The organism is Candidatus Endolissoclinum faulkneri L2 (assembly GCF_000319385.1).
In the GTDB taxonomy this organism is placed as follows: Bacteria; Pseudomonadota; Alphaproteobacteria; order Thalassobaculales; family Thalassobaculaceae; genus Thalassobaculum; species Thalassobaculum faulkneri.
Map to the genome: position 1 here is coordinate 1313671 of NC_019566.1, position 19409 is coordinate 1333079.

The 19409-nt window shown below is 34.1% G+C and carries 12 protein-coding genes and 1 pseudogene; 7 read left to right on the forward strand and 6 right to left on the reverse strand.

Annotated elements, in window-relative coordinates:
- Nucleotides 1–308: 308 nt before the first annotated feature.
- Entirely contained in the window at nucleotides 309–788 is a 480-nt protein-coding gene (gene tsaE, locus A1OE_RS03775) for a tRNA (adenosine(37)-N6)-threonylcarbamoyltransferase complex ATPase subunit type 1 TsaE (RefSeq protein WP_015089104.1), read from the reverse strand.
- A 1321-nt stretch (nucleotides 789–2109) separates the two neighbouring features.
- Here tsaE and folK point away from each other — a divergent pair.
- The 6 genes and pseudogenes from folK (at nucleotide 2110) to parC (ending at nucleotide 10722) form a co-directional block, all read left to right on the forward strand.
- Nucleotides 2110–2613 (forward strand): 2-amino-4-hydroxy-6-hydroxymethyldihydropteridine diphosphokinase, encoded by a 504-nt coding sequence (gene folK / locus A1OE_RS03780; protein ID WP_044283302.1) that lies wholly within the window; start codon nucleotides 2110–2112, stop codon nucleotides 2611–2613.
- 131 nt (nucleotides 2614–2744) lie between these two features.
- Nucleotides 2745–2996 (forward strand): annotated as a pseudogene (gene rpoZ / locus A1OE_RS03785) (DNA-directed RNA polymerase subunit omega); the annotation flags it as partial.
- A gap of 2608 nt (nucleotides 2997–5604) precedes the next feature.
- The gene (gene lepB, locus A1OE_RS03790) at nucleotides 5605–6321 is read left to right on the forward strand and encodes a signal peptidase I (protein ID WP_015089111.1); all 717 of its coding nucleotides are present in this window, start codon (nucleotides 5605–5607) and stop codon (nucleotides 6319–6321) included.
- Nucleotides 6318–7001, forward strand: a complete 684-nt coding sequence (gene rnc / locus A1OE_RS03795) for a ribonuclease III (protein WP_015089112.1) — start codon at nucleotides 6318–6320, stop codon at nucleotides 6999–7001. The genes lepB and rnc overlap by 4 nt, the downstream gene beginning before the upstream one ends.
- Nucleotides 6998–7879: a GTPase Era gene (gene era / locus A1OE_RS03800; protein WP_015089113.1), complete on the forward strand. Its 882-nt coding sequence runs from the start codon at nucleotides 6998–7000 to the stop codon at nucleotides 7877–7879. Before rnc ends, era begins: the two co-directional genes overlap by 4 nt.
- 572 nt (nucleotides 7880–8451) lie before the next feature.
- Entirely contained in the window at nucleotides 8452–10722 is a 2271-nt protein-coding gene (gene parC, locus A1OE_RS03805; RefSeq protein WP_015089114.1) for a DNA topoisomerase IV subunit A, read from the forward strand.
- 613 nt (nucleotides 10723–11335) lie between these two features.
- Here parC and A1OE_RS03810 read toward each other — a convergent pair.
- The 5 genes from A1OE_RS03810 to trxB all read right to left on the reverse strand — a co-directional run bounded on the left by A1OE_RS03810 (nucleotide 11336) and on the right by trxB (nucleotide 17564).
- A complete protein-coding gene (locus tag A1OE_RS03810) occupies nucleotides 11336–11890 on the reverse strand; it encodes a manganese efflux pump MntP (protein ID WP_015089116.1) in 555 nt (184 codons plus the stop codon).
- A gap of 1167 nt (nucleotides 11891–13057) precedes the next feature.
- Complete coding sequence (gene thiE / locus A1OE_RS03815) at nucleotides 13058–13690, reverse strand: thiamine phosphate synthase (RefSeq protein ID WP_015089118.1); 633 nt, start codon at nucleotides 13688–13690, stop codon at nucleotides 13058–13060.
- The gene (locus A1OE_RS03820) at nucleotides 13669–14628 is read right to left on the reverse strand and encodes a class I fructose-bisphosphate aldolase (protein WP_015089119.1); all 960 of its coding nucleotides are present in this window, start codon (nucleotides 14626–14628) and stop codon (nucleotides 13669–13671) included. The genes thiE and A1OE_RS03820 overlap by 22 nt, the downstream gene beginning before the upstream one ends.
- 203 nt (nucleotides 14629–14831) lie before the next feature.
- On the reverse strand, nucleotides 14832–15839 hold the full coding sequence (gap, locus tag A1OE_RS03825) for a type I glyceraldehyde-3-phosphate dehydrogenase (RefSeq protein WP_015089120.1): 1008 nt from the start codon (nucleotides 15837–15839) through the stop codon (nucleotides 14832–14834).
- A gap of 750 nt (nucleotides 15840–16589) precedes the next feature.
- The gene (gene trxB / locus A1OE_RS03830) at nucleotides 16590–17564 is read right to left on the reverse strand and encodes a thioredoxin-disulfide reductase (protein ID WP_015089122.1); all 975 of its coding nucleotides are present in this window, start codon (nucleotides 17562–17564) and stop codon (nucleotides 16590–16592) included.
- Nucleotides 17565–18252: 688 nt separating this feature from the next.
- Between trxB and A1OE_RS03835 the strand changes: the two genes are divergently transcribed.
- Nucleotides 18253–19374 (forward strand): FAD-dependent monooxygenase, encoded by a 1122-nt coding sequence (locus tag A1OE_RS03835; RefSeq protein ID WP_015089123.1) that lies wholly within the window; start codon nucleotides 18253–18255, stop codon nucleotides 19372–19374.
- Nucleotides 19375–19409 lie beyond the last annotated feature (35 nt).

Below are 19409 nucleotides of genomic sequence, written 5' to 3' on the forward strand. Positions count from 1 at the left end.
ATTTATTAATTTGGAAATAGTGTATATATATAGCCAAATTATACTATAATAACTCTTAGCTAGAAGCAATACATCTTGTCTTAAGTAAGACTTCTCTCACCGCTAATTAGCTTAATTTTTTATCAAACATTTTACTGCTTTTATTTTAGTATTACAATGCTATCTTATGACCAACAAATTAATTAATGTTTAACAAATATTTGCATTTCACTTTAACCTATTTCATAGCAATAATAATATATCAAAATATTAATGTTACCGCTAGTATAAGCTATTGAAACAATTAATATAACAATATAGCTTTTTATTTAAAAACTTAAAGACAGTCCATTAATATCACTAAAATGATTAATCCAAGTGCCGTATGGAATTAAATGCGCAATACGCCATTCGCAGCTATCACAAACTTCAAGACTCAGTTCAAGCCGATTAAATGGTAGATGCGTTCCAAGCTGATATGGCCATTCCACCAAAACAATTGACTCGTCGAATGCTTCTTCTAATCCAAGCTCTTCAATTTCACCTAAATTGCTCAAATGATATAAATCGCAATGCCAAACACTCCCGCGTGTAGATTCGTAGGATTGTATTATAGTAAAACTCGGACTGGGAACTTCTGCCTCCGGTTCGTTTAGCCAAGCTCGTACGAACGCACGAGCAAGCTCACTTTTACCAGCACCCAACGATCCTTTCAATAAAATTGCCATGCCAATTGTAGCTCGTTTAGCAAGGAAAGCAGCAAGATTGTGCGTAGCATTTAGATTATCCAATAAGACGCATTTCAGCATTTTTCGCTCTCCTAAACGGCTATATTGATACCTTCAGCAGATAATGCACGAATAGCAATGATAATCATTTATTTACTTTTGCTTCTTTATTTTTGTTATATTCAACAATAATTATTCCGTTTTGCAGAAAATTATACATTGTAACTAAAATTTGATACTAGAACAACTAGTATCAAATTAATAACAACTTTTCAATCACTTATTCGTCTTGCTTTCGTTCTTCGCGCAAATTTTTTTATGTCTAGTACTGTTATTCTATAAAAACTACTTATTCATCACATGAATAATATCAACTTTCTGCATCTGAAGCAATTAATGCATAAAAAGCACTAATGTTTAAAAAAAAATAATTGAATTTTAATTGCAAAAAATTTATTTAGTATTCATAAAATAATAATATCAATACTAGATCATATAAGTGAAAACATTTTGGGTTATTTTTTACCTCTTTGTTGGTATTAGAACGAAAATTCGCAATTGCATTCTAAAACATTATAAAGATTTTGTGAGAAAAAGCTTTAAACGAAATCATCGAAAGATTGCAATACGATAAGCAACTTAAGAAGCTATTTTTAAATATTACTTATAGCATATCCTCAAAATAAGGATATGCTACTTAATTTGGGATTAGAGCCCAATTGATTCTCTGCTTAATCTCTTACAGCTTTAAATTCTAATGAATATATCAATTGATATTATCGCATAAATTTTGAAGTTGTGTATTTCCTTGGAAGGAAAAGAAAGTATTTAAATAATAATCCAAATTATTATTCATAATCACATGATACTTATAGTGAGAACGATACGCTTGTATTTACTCGTTAACAGCTCAATATCTCATATTGATTATATAAAAAAAATTAATACCAAGAATCTTCTATTAATTTAAGATCAACAATAAAGTAAAATAAGCTTAGATTAACATTACGCTTGTGTATTATACATTGCTGGCGCAATGCAAAAGTTCAATATCAAATCTAAATTTCCTTTCCTTAATACTAATTCAATATCTTGTAATCAATTCATTCCATAACTAGAATTATTTCTGCAAATAAGGCTATTAGTCATAAAAAATAATCTAATCCTTTTACCCATATCTCCCACAACAACCAACTCACTGCTGATAATTTTGTATTATTAAAAATTATTAGCAAAAAACTTTTGTAATTAAATCAATTCTGTGATTGAAGATTATTCTTCAATGGTAACAAAAATTGTGCTTTAATCAGATTAAATAGCTAATAAATTTTACCATAATGATATCACCTATGTTATACTTCGTATAACATAGCTTACTTAAGGTTTAAATTTGGAATTTATTATGATTATTGTCGCCCTTGGTGCAAATCTTTCAGCGAATGGATACGATACCCCGTTAGCTACTTGCGAGGCGGCTGTCCTTTTTTTGAAGCAAGAAGAAGATATTGAAGTGCTACGCTGTTCCCGTTGGTTTAGATCTAAGCCGGTGCCAATGTCTAAACAGCCGAAATTTGTAAACGGCGCCGTCACTGTTAATACTACGTTATCTCCCGAAAACCTTTTATCGCGTCTGCATACCATTGAGAATTCTTTCGGCAGAGTCCGCCAAGTACAAAATGAGGCACGAAAACTAGACCTTGATCTTATAGACTTTAATGGAAAGGTTAAAGTTAGTTCGGTTCCGCCTATGCTGCCACATCCACGTACAGCAGAAAGAGCCTTTGTTTTATTACCAGTTCGTGATCTATCTCCAAATTGGCAACATCCGATTACTGGCAAAACAGTTTCCGCAATGATCAGCGCATTATCTTCAGATATACGAGATATTTATCCGCTTACTGAATAATTAGTCGATACTATTTTAAACAAAATACTAGATATTAACTTGTTTTCTTTGTATTAAGACGTTACCAATGTAAATTGGTTATGTTATACTTTATCGACTACGATTAAACACTTAAAATTTACAGGTTTTTGATGGCTCGTGTTACTGTTGAAGATTGCATAGTTAAAATTTTTAATCGATTTGATCTAGTTATGATTGCGGCTCAACGATCGCGCAACATATCTTCTGGCTCAACTGTTAAAGTTGATAAATATAATGATAAAAACCCAGTTATTGCTTTACGCGAAATTGCTGAAGAAACTGTCGACGTTTCGTGGTTGAAAGAATCGCTTATTAAAAAATTGCAAAAAAAAACAGATTTCAATGAACCTGAAGACGATGACATGTAAAGCTCGATTGGTTCCCTGATAGCATTTTAGTAACATCGAATGCTGTAATCTATTTTCCACACCTTAGCAAGATCGTACATCAAAAAAAATAGTCAGGTTAATGCTTGATAATTAGCAGTTCAATTATTGCATAAATTTTCTGCGAAAAGACTTTCACGTCAAAACTAGCTTAGCACAATGATTTTATGATCTGACAAACTAAACTTATCGATACGAATCTGCACATAGGATCAGATACAAACAGGTCACATTGACAGCACCTACGTATTATGTGAGAGGAGTGTATTGCTCGTAGCTAAGAGCATTAGCCGATCCTTATTTGCCTTATCCATTAGGAAACTACATCTTCCATCTGCAAATTTTTCTTGCTTGAATTAAGATCCACATACTACTGCATAATAAGCCTTGCAAGACGAGGTAATCGCAAATAATGAATCTTATTTAATTTGGCTGCGCAATTTCCTAGGAGCCAAGCCAATTGTCTAGTGGAATTAGTCACTAATTTAACTAAGATAGAGCTGTAATCTTACTCTACTACAGGATGAAAGTTTTTTTTCTAAACTTATAGTTGGCCATGATTCAAGAGATTCATGTGTTACTAGTGAAAATTCCAGATAAAGTATATAATATGTTTACCTTGAATTTTATCAAAAATTGAGAAAAACGTCTTAGATTACCTGAAGATACAATTGACATATACACTGCTCTTACAGTTCACGTCGGTATTAATGAAATTTAAGGGCACATACAAACCTCATTTACAGATATCAACCAGCAAAGCAAGTTAATCAATCAACACTCGGATAAATTATCTACGCGATTAGGAGGAGATACGATTAACAGTATAGTCCGCTAAATTACATGATAAGTTAGTTGCTTATAGCGTAATTGTTTTTATCATTCGACAGAATGAAAAGCCATATTTGATATGACAAAATGCTTAAAAAGAAAGTTAAAATTGATCGATTATTTGATATTATAGTCTTCGTTTATTAGTTGATAATATCATTGCTTACTACCAGTTTTTTTCGTCTAATGCATAGCTACCTATCTGTTGCGTCAAGTGCTTTAAACAATACACCTCAGCTAAAAATAAATGTATATCGTTTACGACATAATGACCTGATTAGTTCGCATAGCGAACATACTGAAAATGTTGTTAAGCTTAAAGTTGATAATCACTGGGAATTAAAAAGAATCCTATTCAACTAATGACAGTAAATAATATTTAGGTTAATTTCCGTGAGTTACTTGACATTCTTGAGCAAGCTGCAAGTATTGAAGAATTTTTAAAAAAGCTAAACTAAAAATATATCAAGATGATATTCCTAATTGTCCCTAAAAATCAGATTTTCTCCAGCAAGGACGCTAGCCAATTAATTTTTGCCTAATAACTCAAATGTGAGAGACCGAGAAATTAAGACGAAAACAAATTTATGTTTTAATACATTCATGACTTAACCTGAGTAATTATAGATCAAATTTATTATCAGTATCTCAAAAAAAGATCTAAAGAGCGCATATCAATGAAAGCTTCGTAGGCTTAAAGGGTAATTAGGAGTGATCTGTTTTAAGTAAGAACATGCTGCATAATACTTTTCATCGCAAAGGCTATTCTTTTTCTTTCTAAAAGAAAAGACTTGAGCAGTTTCTCAAGCATAACACCATACTTAGCGTATGCGTAATCCCTATAATAGAATCCTAGATAATCCGAAAATTACTATAAAAATATTCGTACGCTTTATGTCACCAGCTGCCAGGCAAAAATTATTAATCTTTTTAGATTAATAAGTGTATATGAAACGAGGAAGCAAAGCGATTACAATAAAAAACCCGAGGATTGCATAAATAGCATGACAATATGTTCCGTTAAATATTACTGTCATTCTTTATGTTAGGAAATAAGGAAAGGAGCATCGGTATCATAAATACTAACAAGAAATACAAATCAATAATATTGTTGTAAACTATTATTGGACAATAATCCTGATAACATCATTAATCTCAAGATTAATAAATTAATCAATCGATTTTTAAGATACTGATTGACGTGGAATATAATTGATTTTATCTACTTAACTATGATTATGGTTCCCTATGTGCAGCATACGTAATTAATTTTTGTATATCATACATAGTTAAGAAAATAATCTCGTTTTTATAAAAATTAATATAATGCTATTTTTAATGGCTAAATAGCCAGCTATTTAAGTATCATTTCTCTGTAAAACTTTTAGTAACAAACTAATTATTATACTTGCAACGATGGATTCATAATAACATGCTGGACAACATACCATTAAAATATAGCCTCTCTCCAGAGAAAGGCTAAAGCAGTTCCTTTTACCATCTATGTGAGCAATAATTTACTTAATTTTTTTAATAAAAAGATACATAATTATATAATTATTTTTAGTTATATAAGCTACTTATGAATTATATAACTTTATGCTATGTTCGCAGAACACACTTATAAACAGTCCATTGGCTTTAGTATAAAAAACCTATTATATTGCTTGCTCCTGCAAACTAAATCCTACGTACCTGTCAAGTATTGAAATATGAGCTAAAAGATTAAAATTGCTGCCGAGATAGTTGATCAATGACTGGAAAAAACTCGAGTGTATATCGTGAATTTATACGCACAGTTATAGTTGCCTGTGCTCTTTCGTTCACCATCCGAACTTTCTTTTACGAACCTTTTAATATCCCATCGGGATCTATGATTCCTACTCTTCTAGTTGGCGACTATCTTTTCGTTTCCAAAGCATCGTACGGATACAGTCTTTATTCTATACCAATTATTAATCGACGAATATTCTTTATACAACCTAAGCTTGGTGATGTTGTAGTGTTTAGACTAGCTAGCGACAATAAAACTAACTACATTAAGCGTATTGTTGGTCTCCCTGGAGATGATATACAAGTAAAGAATGGAATATTACATATAAACGGTGAACCAGTAAAACGCCGTCGGATCAAGAATTTTAACTTTGAAAATGACAAAGAATCATCAACACAGTTTATAGAAACCCTACCTAATGGCCGAGAGCATCGTATTATAGAATACAGTGACAATAATAGTGCAGACAATACCCCAATTTATCACGTACCTGCAAAACATTATTTTGCAATGGGCGACAACAGAGATAATTCCCAAGACAGTCGTTTCTCCGAAGTAGGAACAATATCTGAGGAAAACCTAGTAGGTCGCGCTGATATCTTATTTTTCTCTCACAGCGAACAAGCTAAGCTTTGGGAAATATGGAAATGGCCTTTCGTAATCCGTTACAGCCGTATTCTGGAAAAGATTGAATGAAATCAAATAGCATAAATTTATCAGTTCTCAGCAACATCCTTTATCACAAATTTAAAAATATCGAAGTGCTACGACAAGCAATTACTCACGCTAGTGCATCACCGTGGGCTTGGAATGCCTATGAACGTCTAGAATTTTTAGGTGATCGAGTACTAGCACTTATAGTAACCGAACAACTTCTCGAGCGTTTCCCAAACGAGCGTGAGGGAGCAATCGCTAAACGTCACGTCAATTTAGTGCGATGCGAAGCATTAGCAAAGGTTGCACGTACCATCCAACTTGGAAAATTCCTCATATTATCAAGAGGTGAGGACAATGCTGGGTCACGCAATAGTGATGCAATTTTGTCCGATGCAATGGAAGCAGTAATTGGTGCCCTTTATTTTGACGGAGGAATAGAAGCTGCGAGACGCTTTGTTACAGTAGAATGGAATAAACTATTAGAACTTGATATACTTCCACCTCAGGATCCAAAAACTTCTCTTCAAGAATGGGCACAAGGTCATAAGTTGGCCATGCCGCGCTATACAACAACAACTCAATCTGGACCAGCTCACTCACCGCAATTCACTGTTCAAGTTATAGTTGACGGTTATAAACCAAGCATTGGTGTCGGACGATCTAAGCGCTTGGCTGAGCAAGCTGCCGCTGCCAAGTTAATTAAACTAGTAAGCCCATGAATACATCACAATCTCAATGTGGCTTAATCACTTTACTTGGCCCGCCAAACGCTGGTAAATCAACATTGATAAACCGAATCGTTAGCAGTAAAGTTTCAATCGTTTCCCAAAAAGCACAAACAACTCGTACAAGACTTTGTGGTATAGTATCGGATGGCCAAGCTCAAATTATTTTATTTGATACGCCTGGAATTTTTTTACCTAAACGTCAGATTGATCGAGTTATGATAGAAGCAGCTTGGGCAGGGGCAAAAGATGCTGATCTACTTGTGCTGGTTGTAGATGCCCACCTTGGGTTTGATAAAAATATAATACAGATTATCCATGGTTTAAATAAAATTCATCGTAATACGGTACTTGCTTTAAATAAGGTGGATAATATTAAGCGTGAAAAGTTATTGCCTCTAGCTGCACAGTTAAACGAAGTATTTAAATTTGAAAAGATATTTATGATATCTGCTTTAACGGGTAGCGGATGCAAAGATCTACGGACTTATCTTGGTACAAGAATACCATCTGGACCCTGGCTTTATGCTGGGAACGAGTTAAGTAATATACCGATGCGATTGATGGCTGCAGAAATTACTCGAGAAAAAATATTTCTATATATGCATGAAGAATTACCATACTCAATAACAGTAGAAACCGATCGATGGACTGAGCGTGATGATGGATCAATAAGAATCGATCAAATACTATACGTGAAGCGTAATAATCATAAAAAAATTACCCTTGGTAAGAAAGGTAAAAATATCAAACATATTTGCTGCCTTGCGCGCAATGAACTAGAACAAATGCTAGAACATCGGGTTCATCTGTTTTTATTCATAAAAGTGCGCAAAAAAAAATGTCAAGAAGACCTTCAGAACGTCCGTTAGTGTAAGTTGCATTAATGATTGCTTTTAGATTATTAATTAATACATCTAACAAGATAATTATCAAAGCATCATACTATTAAAATGGCTGAAAATAAGCAATACTAGTTTTAATCTACCAACGAACAAATTCTGCAAGATAGCTACAGCTAGATCTGCGCCCATCTATGTTAAACACAGAGTATCTCTAAAAATCACCAAAGCAACTAAACCTCTGCTAAACAACACATAGATATTTTTAACATCATAGTGTACCTAATTTAGATATGAGACACATAATTGGTGTCGCCTAGTGAATAGTTTTTATTCAAATATATCCGTCTAGCAAATACTATTGCACAGTTATCATAAAAAGCTAATAAACTAGCAGTATTTGTTCTAGTGCATTATTAAACACTTTAAAAGTAGTAGTGTCTCGGATTTTATAACTTTAATTGCTATAATAACCTTATATTAATTTTGTTTTAATTTTCTAAAATTGCGTATCACTCTTTAATACTGCTTCTATGTAAGGAATAGGATTAATTAAAAAAAATTAATCAAGTAAGCTATAATACTGAAATAGGTTACAAAGCATGAGCATGAAATTTTCTCTGTTGTCTAAACCACCACAAGAGTTGAGCCAAGCAGAAGCTATTTCTGATGCTTGGCTAGCAGATGCGTTGAGCGAGCGATACTTAGCTTATGCACTATCAACCATAATGGGGCGCTCCTTACCAGATGTACGCGACGGACTAAAGCCAGTGCATCGGCGACTTCTATTTGCAATGCGGCAGCTTAAACTATCCCCTGACCGAGCCTTTAAAAAATCAGCGCGTGTAGTTGGTGACGTTATGGGTAAATTTCACCCTCATGGTGATGCCGCAATTTACGATGCAATGGTGCGTTTAGCTCGAGATTTTACTGTACGCTATCCATTAGTTGAGGGACATGGAAATTTTGGCAATGTGGATGGCGATAATGCAGCGGCAATGCGATACACAGAGGCGCGATTGACAGAAGTAGCGCAACTTTTGATGGAGGAAATTGATGACGATACAATTGATTTTCGTACCACTTATGATGGAGAAGGAGAAGAGCCGGTTGTTTTTCCAGCAGCATTTCCTAATTTGCTAGCAAATGGCAGTCAAGGTATCGCAGTAGGCATGGCAACCTCCATTCCACCTCATAATGTAGATGAGCTGTGCGAAGCGCTCCAATACTTGATAAAAAACCGGGAAGCTAGAATTGAAAATTTATTAGATAAAATTGCTGGCCCGGACTTTCCAACAGGAGGTATATTAGTAGAGTCTCCTGAAACACTGAAGGATGCTTATCGCAGTGGTAAAGGCTCATTTCGTGTACGCGCTCGTTGGAATGTTGAAAGATTAAAGAATGGTACTTGGCAAGTAGCCATTACTGAAATTCCTTATCAAGTTCAAAAATCTCGACTGATTGAGCGTATTGCAGAACTGCTTCATGCTCGTAAGCTTGCTTTTTTAGGTGACATCCGAGACGAGTCAGCGAATGATGTCAGAGTAGTACTGGAGCCCAAAAGCCGTAACGTTGATCCAGACGTTTTAATGGAAAGCCTATTTAAGCAAACTGAGTTGCAGGTTAGGGTTTTATTAAATCTGAATGTACTTGATAAAGACAATGTCCCACGAGTAATGGGCATGCCTGAAGCGTTAAAGGCTTTTCTTCATCATCGTCACGAAGTACTTATACGTAAAACTAAACATCGATTAAATAATATCGCTCATCGCCTGGAAATACTTCTTGGCTATCAAATTGCTTTTTTAAACATTGACCAAATGATTCTTCTCATCCAGGAAGAAAATGAACCAAAAGCTGAACTAATTCGAACATTTCAATTAACTGAAGGCCAATCTGAAGCTATTATGAATATGCGCTTACGTTCTCTGCAAAAACTTGAAGAAATAAAATTAAAAAAAGAGCATGAGCAGCTTTCTGCTGAACGCGATAATTTAATTGATTTGCTTTCTAACGAAAAAAGAAGATGGCAGATTATAGGCGAGCAACTTAGTCAAATTAGAAGAAAGTTTGGCAAATCTACCGAGATCGGCCGTCGCCGAACTGATATTATTTCGTCTCCAAATATCTTAGCGATTCCAAGCGAAGCTATGGTTGAAAGGGAACCAATTACAGTAATTTGCTCAGAAAAGTTTTGGATACGAGCACTTCGCGGATATATTGATCTAGATCAGGAGATAAAGTATAAGGAAGGAGATGGTGAACGTTTCCGCTTTCATGCGGAAACTACTGACAAGATCCTTTTGTTTGCTACAGATGGTCGTTTTTATACCATATGCGGTGATAAACTTCCCTCCGGAAGAGGACACGGCGAACCTATTCGGCTCATAATAGATCTGGCTAATGACGACGATATTGTTGCTATATTTCCGCACAGGTCTGGAGAGAAACTTTTAGTTGCTTCAAACGATGGCAGAGGTTTTATTGTGTCATCTAACGAAGTACTAGCTCAAACTAGAGCAGGTAAACAAGTGCTAGGAATAGATGAAGATTCAAAAGCATTAGCTTGTATTCCCGTTACTGGGGATACAGTAGCGGTAATCGGTACCAATCGCAAAATGTTAATATTTGACGTAAATGATTTGCCCGAAATGAGTCGTGGAAAAGGTGTTATCTTGCAAAATTATAAATCAGGTGATTCAATGGCTGATTTGATGGTATTTAAATCGCAGGAAGGGCTGTCCTGGCTTATTACAAGTGGTTGTCTCCATCATGAAGATAATCTTGCTACCTGGCGAGGAAAAAGAGCTGCTGCTGGTAAATTGCTTCCTAGTGGCCTTCCGCTTCCTATACGATCTAGTTGTCTAGACTAGACAACTAGATAAAATAATCATAATATGATATAAATCATTAAGTAAATTAAATATTACTAATTGCTTTGATTATTATTAATTAAAAATTAATTTACTCGCTAAAATAAGCTATAGCATTGCTTAAAAATTAAGCAAAGGTTGTTCTATTCTAACAGGCAATAACTTGAATAAACTGAAATTAAAATTGATTCTATTTCTTTAAAATCAGTACCACTAATGCAATTATACATCTGTATAAATTAAACTTCTTTTACCAATATAATCTAGCTAACAATAAAAATACTTATTAATAATAATACCAGTAAAAGCAGATTAATTCAGTACCAGTAATTTGATGCATAAAGCTAATATATAATTTTTTACTAAATGGATAAAGTAATACTTACTATAATTTAAGCTAGATTTAATTATACCAAATAGCATTGAGTGCACTGGCTATAGGAGAAATGACCCTCGTAGCAATTTAATTGATATAACGCCATGACATACAAAAATCCTAACTAAAATAACAATAATTAACTTATCTAGTAAATCTTTACCTTGTAATTAATTCAAAGACAAATGTATAGGCTATACCTTAAATCAATTAGTAACAAAATCACTAATTGATTTTTTACATGGACAAGTGCTGTATTAATATAATACTACCAATAGTAATCAAAATTATTCCACCGATAGCACCTGCTGGTCTACCAATGGCTGTACTAGCTACCCTTCCTAACAACATACCTAGAAAAGCGAGCACAAAAGTAACTACAGCTATAGCAAGCGCTATTGAAAATAGCGAATCCTCTATCACAGCTAACACAGCACCTACAGCTAAAGTATCTACACTGGTACCAATAGAAGTGAGTGCAAGATTTGACCATATCATCGCAGATCCTGAATTACTAGATACTGAAGATATTAAGCTTTCCCATATCATTCTTAAACCAACACCCCCAAGAATGCTAAAAGCAAACCAGTGGTCAAATACAGCTACATAGCTATTAGCAGCACGCCCAAGCGACCAGCCAATCAAAAGTGCGATAGTCTCTGCCAATGCAAAAACGAAGGCGATTATGAAAATATCTATTATTCGGTATCTTTCTTTTCTAGCACCCTTACCAATCGCTACTGTAAAAGCATCAGCCGAAACACCAATGGCAATAGCAAGAGTAGAAAACATTTTCAATATCCTCAATCAGCCAAATAAGATGCGTTATTCTTTAATTTTAAAGAGAAGATTATGTATAATTGTAAATTGCCATTAAGTCAAAAAATAATTTATAATAATTTAAGTTAAAAGAATTAGTTAATGGTAAATTAATATTACTCAGTATAATTTTTTATACATGATATAATTTATAAAATATTATAGCAATCATTAGCTAGTTTACTGTTATCTTTATATTTTATATTACATTATTTAATAAAATTATTGTGAATAACAATTAAAGCAACCACACATTAAAAATGTGTATAAGCCAAGAAATATATTTCATATCAAGAATACAGTGATATTGCTGATTAATAGTATTTAAAAGTTAAATACTATTAATCAATTACAAAAATTATTGTAATAAAACAAACTATTAATAATAAAAAAACCACTAATTAATATTCGTAGTAAAATTATTATTACGTTATTTTAATGAATTTAACGGTTTCGTTGGATTAGCTAAGGTAAATGATAATTCAAAAAAAAAAGAAAAAAAAACAATAGCGTAGAATTATTAATGATAATAAAGTAAAAATACATTAAAGTTTAATTTAATCAGTATTAAAATTTATAAAAATAATTCTTACTAACACACATACATCCTAACTAACAATCTATTTGCTGAAAATTAACAAAAAATCTTTTATCTTTATTTACACTAAAACAATTTTTTAATCAAAAAAAACAACATTAGCTTCTAATTATAACAAAATACTACAGAATAATTTTACAAACACGCTCTAATGATTTTTAAAAAAATCTAATTACCTTATAGAAAACTTTTGTTTAGCTAGTAGCAATAGACAGCTTGCTAAGCTCTGCTTTAAATTAAAATCCATTTAATTGTTTGAGTATTTTAAAACCTACTACGAGAAAAGTACAAACCTTATCAACAATGAATTAAAAATAAAAATTCTCTTCTGCTAATAAAGCTTTTGAAAAAAAAACAAATTTATATACTTTACAGTCGGAAAGACTGTTTTAATCCTAAGCAGGTGTAAAGAACAAACATTGTGCATATATAAAATAAAAATATCAGAGGAATAAGCTATAAGCAATGCTATTGCAAGATATTTTTACACTAAACTACCTTATTTTAGTGTAAAAGGTAATATAACGCTGTTATTAAATTACTCAATATTCATTATCTTTTAATGATAAATCAAAAGCTTTTATTCCAACAACAGGACCTCCATGATGTCCCCATACTGCATTAATTACAGCTAAAAAATCCGACCCAGCTCTTACAAGTAATTTACAATTATGCTCAGTGATACCGCCAATAGCGACACATGGAATAGTCATTAGCTCTGCCCACCAAGTCAAAATATCTATTGAAGCTATAGGAACATCGTACTTAGAATCAGACGGAAAGAAAGCACCAAAAGCGACATAGTCAGCCCCAGCCTCACCTGCTTTCATAGCTAAATGACGACTGTTATTACATGTCACTCCAATCTGCGCCTTTGGTCCCATAATCATGCGCGCATCCTCATAAGAAATATCATTTTGCCCTACATGACATCCATCGCAACCAACCCTTACCGCTAAGTCAGGACGATCATTTAGTAAAAGTGGTACTCCACGCGAGTGGCAAACCGGTAGTATTGTTTCAGCTACTCTTATTAGAAGATCGTCTTTAACATTTTTTAGACGGAGCTGAAGACAAGCAACTAAACCAGTATCGAGAACAGCACTAAGTTCATCACAAAATCTTTTCAGGATAGGAATCTGCTGGGGTGTAATTAGGTAGATTTCTGCTGACATAAGTATTTAACCGAATTACCTTTGTAAATATTTATGATCTGATCTAACATCATCATAGCATCATTACGAGATCGCTGAAATGTGTTACGACCAATAATCGAACCATTCGCACCGCCTTTATATAGGCTACGAATCTCTTCCATTAGAGCGTCAACTCCCTTGGCATCACCACCGGAAAATAATACAATGCGACGCCCATTGAAGCTTGATTGCATCAAATGACGAACTCGATCAGACAAGGTCGAAATTGGAATGTTATTGCTTTCATAAGCTTTGCGTGCTGTTTCTCGAAAGAGAGCAGCTTTTGGAGGCTTAATTTTTATAATATGAGCACCCACTAATGCTGCAATGTGCGCAGCGTAAGACGAAATATCAATAGCAGTTTCAGCCTCTTTTGGCAAATCTCCACCACGTGGATAAGACCATATGACAACAGCAAGACCAACCGACTTAGCCTCCTTAGCTATCTCGCGCATCTGACCCATCATTTCAAATTGAGAATCTGATCCTGGATAAATAGTAAAGCCAATTGCTGAGCAGCCGAGGCGCAAAGCATCGCTGACAGAACCAGTAATAGCCTGAGATGGACTTTTTTTATCACGAGCTAAACTATTAGAAGAATTTACTTTTAATATTGTGGGAATTGCACCAGCAAAAGTGCAAGCTCCTGCCTCCAACATGCCAAGAGGAGCAGCATAGGCATTAAGCCCTGCATCAATCGCTAACTTATAATGATAATGAGGGTCGTAAGCATTCGGATTAGATGCAAAGCTGCATACTGGACCATGCTCAAAACCCTGGTCAACTGGTAATATGACCATTCTACCAGTACCAGCAAGTTTACCATGCATTAATATGCGAGCAAGATTAGACTTAGTCCCAGGATTATCACTCTCATAGTAATCCAAGATTTTTTTAACTCTATCGGTAATCGCCATGAATGGTCTCTCTATTAAAATCGTGCAGGTCTAGCTAAATCTTGAAATAACTCTTTAAGCGAGCAATCATTGTTGCTACACTATGCATTGAAAGTTCTGGCTAAATTTTTGATAAATCTGTAACTACTTTTGTATATATTTAAAAGGAATATAATAATTAAGATTATTGTAAACTATTTTTAGACTGTCTATTAACCTAGATATTAAAAAGTTTTAGCTAAAACAGCAGCAGTATCTAGCATGCGATTAGAAAAACCCCACTCATTATCATACCAGGACAAAACTCGCACCATCTTGCTTTCTATGACCTTGGTTTGACCTAAATCAAAGATCGATGAATGACTATTATGGTTAAAGTCTGCGGATACTAATGGTTCAGAGTTAATGCCAATAATGCCCCTCAATGAACTATTAGCAGCTTCAGAAATAGCCATACTGATTTCTTCCACATTGGTATCTCGTTTAGGCACAAATTTAAAATCTATAAGGCTAACATTAGCAATCGGAACCCGTAGAGAGCTACCATCCAATTTGCCTTCCAGTTCCGGTATTACTAGACTAACAGTTTTAGCAGCCCCAGTGCAGGTTGGAATTATCGATTGAGCGGCAGCACGAGCACGCTGTAAATCATTATGAAGTGTATCGATAGTTGGTTGATCACCAGTATAGGAATGTACCGTAGTCATGTATCCACGTTCAATCCCTACTACGTTGTTTAAGACAAAAGCGACTGGAGCGAGACAGTTAGTAGTACATGAAGCATTAGAGACAATTGCATGCTCTGACTTAAGTAAGTGATCGTTAACCCCGTAAACAATGGTTATGTCTGCATCAACGGATGGAGCGGAAATGAGAACTTTCTTAGCACCAGCCTGGATATGCCTGGCAGCTTCTTCTCGTTTAGTAAACCTACCAGTACACTCTAACGCTATATCAACAGCAAGATCCTGATGTGGTAGTTTAGACGGATTTCGCTCAGCAGTTACCTTAAATCTACCGATACCAACATCCATCCAATCTTTGCCAGTGCTTACTTTACCAGAGAATCTACCATGAATACTGTCATAACGAAATAAATGAGCATTACTTTCCACAGAACCTAAAGCATTTACCAAAACAACTTTAATATCTTCACGCTTTGATTCATATAATGAACGCAATACTAGTCGGCCAATCCGGCCAAAACCATTAATCGCAATATTCTTGACCATTATTTCTTTCCTAAAAACTATGCATTCGAACAAGAAATAGATTTTCACGTAATCAATATTAAAAGCTTTAATGGATATTCCACAAAAAATAATTGTTTACATTATTTACTACTTTTAATTAAAAAATCCTTTTTGATAAATTGACAAAATTTTTACCTATAGCGTCGTTATTTTACTCAGATCAACAAAATTAATCATTTATTAATTAACCCGATTAATAAGTTAACTATAAATAAATTATTTTTGCTATTTTACATTTAGCTAATTAACTAGTATTATGCTTACATTTAAGCATATAATCTCGTAATTACCTAGCATTAGAGTGAAGTAATGCTTAAGTCGTAACCAATACAGTTATTTTTAGGCTAAAGGTATTCGTTACTTTGTGTATGCAAGGATCGTATAATATCTCTAAGTAAACATTTACGATCCGCTTCTTTAATTAGTACTAAGGATTATTTACGGAAAGTTATTTAATCTAAATTAAGTAAATATAAAATTAAGACATGTAAATAGCAAAATTTCCCAGCCTATAGTTAGTTGATTTATTGTTTTATATAAGTAAAATGATGATAATAAATTTAGTATTAAAGAATTAGTAATCAACAATTGACAATTTCAATATGGCTTTACCACATAGTAAAGCGCTAAATTACAAACTTATTAACTATTAAATATTTTTATTTGTATATCTAGTTAACATTTATTTTTGTTCAAATTATCCATGTCCAATATAAAAGCACAATCAACTTATTTGCTATAAGTTTCATGTACATCCTTATTCGCACACTTAGCTAAGTACTTCTCTGCTTCCAAGGCTGCCATACAGCCCATGCCAGCAGCCGTTATCGCTTGACGATAGATCTTGTCCGCACAATCCCCAGCTGCAAAAATGCCAGATACTGACGTTCTGGTTGAACCTGGTTCAACAATTAAATACCCATCATGGTCAAGTGATAGCTCACCGATAAATAGCTTAGTAGCTGGGTCATGACCAATAGCTACAAACAAACCTTCGGCAGGCAAGATAATCGACTCGCCTGAATTTAAATTATTGATACGAATAGCTTCCACTCCTTTCGAGGAGTGGGCACTGCCCAATACTTCTTCAACCACACTATTCCAGATTACAGTAATTTTATCGTTATTTAATAATCTATGTTGTAGGATTTTTTCTGCACGCAAACTATCTCGACGATGTACTAAAGTCACTGAACGACAAATGTTAACCAAATAAAGAGCTTCTTCAACTGCGGTATTGCCACCACCAACTACAACCACATTCTTATCTCGATAAAATGAGCCATCACAAATAGCACAAGCAGAAACCCCACAACCTTTAAAATGCTCCTCACTGGGTAAACCAAGCCAGCGCGCCCGGGCACCGGTAGCGATAATGATGCTTTTGGCAGAATAAACAACGTCTTGATCTGTTACACAACGAAATGGATATTGCGAGAAATCAACTGCATTTACAATATCATAAACAATTTTAGCGCCTACATTCATAGCTTGTTTTTGCATTGTTTCCATGAGCCAAGTACCTTGAACAACATCGGCAAATCCTGGATAGTTCTCCACCTCTGAAGTAAGAGTCATTTGCCCACCGGGTTGCAATCCACCTAGTATAACAGGTGAAAGGTTTGCACGTGCAGCATAAATTCCAGCAGTTAACCCCGAGGGCCCGGCGCCGATTATAAGTAAATTTTCTTGATAATTAGGCATTCTAATTTTTCCTCAATCTAGGCACAATTTAGAAACTCTAAGAAAGTCAATACTACAACTAAATAATATCAGCCTTTAAATAAATTAACATAAACTCGAATATCTTCGATATGTTTAGTTAGATGAATATAATATTGATGTCATAAATATATCAACTACAACTCAACTACAGCAAGACATCTCGATTACATTATAAATTTAACTTATTAAACCTAAACTAGATTTAATAATCAATAATTTTGCTTGCTGTATTTTTAAGTAAATTAAAAATTTTTAATATTTATGATTAATTTAAGTCTAGTGAATTAATATACACATTAATGTGTAAGAAATTCATAGAGGAGATGTCATTTAAAGTATTAAATTAATACAAATTTTTAATTGAAAATATAGTATTAACTTAAAATAGCATTTTACGAAAAGTAAACGCTAAAGCTTAAAAAATCATTAAACATTTTATAAAAAAGTTTTTATAAATTTTGCATAAAACAAAATTGGGAAATTATTCTAGTAACTAGATGATTTTTTAAAAAATTTTTAAATCTTGGTTGGGAATTTTAATACTATAAATTTTTTACCAAAACAAAACTTGTTCTTTAAATTTTAGCTAACTAACTGAGATAAAAAAACATTTAATTAATAAACAGATTTTTAATAGCGCTATTAAAACTAGTTGATAGGTCTAAACATGCAAGTAGATGCAATAGTAGTTGGAGACGGTATTAGTGGTCGCCTAGCTTACCGTGTGTTAAAAAGATTAGGACTAGATGCAATAATTATTGCTCCTAAAGGATCAATTCAAGCTGATCACCGTAATACAGCTATACTACCGTTAAGCGTTAATTATCTGTATGGTTTAGGAGTTAATGTTTCATCAAAAGCAACACCATTGCTTGGAATACTGATTGAAAGTCTTGGATCCTTTGGATTTATCGAGGAAAGATTTTCTGCGAAGGAAGTTGAAGAAACTTATTTGGCATTAAATCTTCCGATCAGCGATCTTGCTAACCTAATGCCAATAGAAAAGCACTTAGAAGACAAGATAAGTGAAATCAATAGCAGTAAAACATGCGTTACAGTAAAAACAAACAGAGGATATCAAATAACCGCTCGATTAGTAATAGCAGCGGATGGAAAATCCTCAATCGCTCATAAAAGTGCAAACATTCGCATTTGGCAGCGTCTACTTGGACTAAGTGCACTTTGTGTTCCGGTCGCATTAAACGCTCCCCATTACGGGCTTTGCATAGAACGTTACGATAATACTGGATCTATTACCATTGTTCCTCTTGGAACTCATAATGGATCACTTATTCGTATCGCGCAAACTGAAATGATTGACAAGCTTATGTCGACTGGTCTATTAGGAATTGAAATTGATACCCGTATTCGTCAACCAGCCTACAAACAGCTTAAGATTACGACAGTACCAGTTGTTTTCCCGCTCTCTATAGGATGCTCATTATCTCCAGCACGAGATCGAATAGTAGCTGTAGGAGATGCAGCACATGTCCTTCCTCCTCTTGGGGCACAAGGATGGAACTTGGCAGTGCGTGATATGATCACTTTAGAAAAAGTGCTCTCTGTTGTTGCACGTGTAGGTGGTGATATTGGCAGCGCTGAGACCTTATCGCGGTACTCCTGCCAGCGTCGTTATGAGCTAACTGCTTATCTTATAACGATAGGAATACTAACCAAAATAGCTACTAGTACATCTCTATTTGGGCATTTAACTCGAGAATTTTGGCTAAGAAGACTATCGGGTGACATAAACATTAAGCACTGGTTAATGCGTAAAGGATTATCCTAAAGGAATTGTTTGCCTTACTCCTAAAAATATACTGT

Coding starts and splice junctions, on each gene's coding strand:
- folK (WP_044283302.1), top strand. CDS start 2,110: ATGATTATTGTCGCCCTTGGTGCAAATCTTTCAGCGAATGGATACGAT.
- trxB (WP_015089122.1), bottom strand. CDS start 17,564: ATGCCTAATTATCAAGAAAATTTACTTATAATCGGCGCCGGGCCCTCG.
- gap (WP_015089120.1), bottom strand. CDS start 15,839: ATGGTCAAGAATATTGCGATTAATGGTTTTGGCCGGATTGGCCGACTA.
- A1OE_RS03810 (WP_015089116.1), bottom strand. CDS start 11,890: ATGTTTTCTACTCTTGCTATTGCCATTGGTGTTTCGGCTGATGCTTTT.
- thiE (WP_015089118.1), bottom strand. CDS start 13,690: ATGTCAGCAGAAATCTACCTAATTACACCCCAGCAGATTCCTATCCTG.
- rnc (WP_015089112.1), top strand. CDS start 6,318: ATGAAATCAAATAGCATAAATTTATCAGTTCTCAGCAACATCCTTTAT.
- lepB (WP_015089111.1), top strand. CDS start 5,605: ATGACTGGAAAAAACTCGAGTGTATATCGTGAATTTATACGCACAGTT.
- parC (WP_015089114.1), top strand. CDS start 8,452: ATGAGCATGAAATTTTCTCTGTTGTCTAAACCACCACAAGAGTTGAGC.
- tsaE (WP_015089104.1), bottom strand. CDS start 788: ATGCTGAAATGCGTCTTATTGGATAATCTAAATGCTACGCACAATCTT.
- era (WP_015089113.1), top strand. CDS start 6,998: ATGAATACATCACAATCTCAATGTGGCTTAATCACTTTACTTGGCCCG.
- A1OE_RS03820 (WP_015089119.1), bottom strand. CDS start 14,628: ATGGCGATTACCGATAGAGTTAAAAAAATCTTGGATTACTATGAGAGT.
- A1OE_RS03835 (WP_015089123.1), top strand. CDS start 18,253: ATGCAAGTAGATGCAATAGTAGTTGGAGACGGTATTAGTGGTCGCCTA.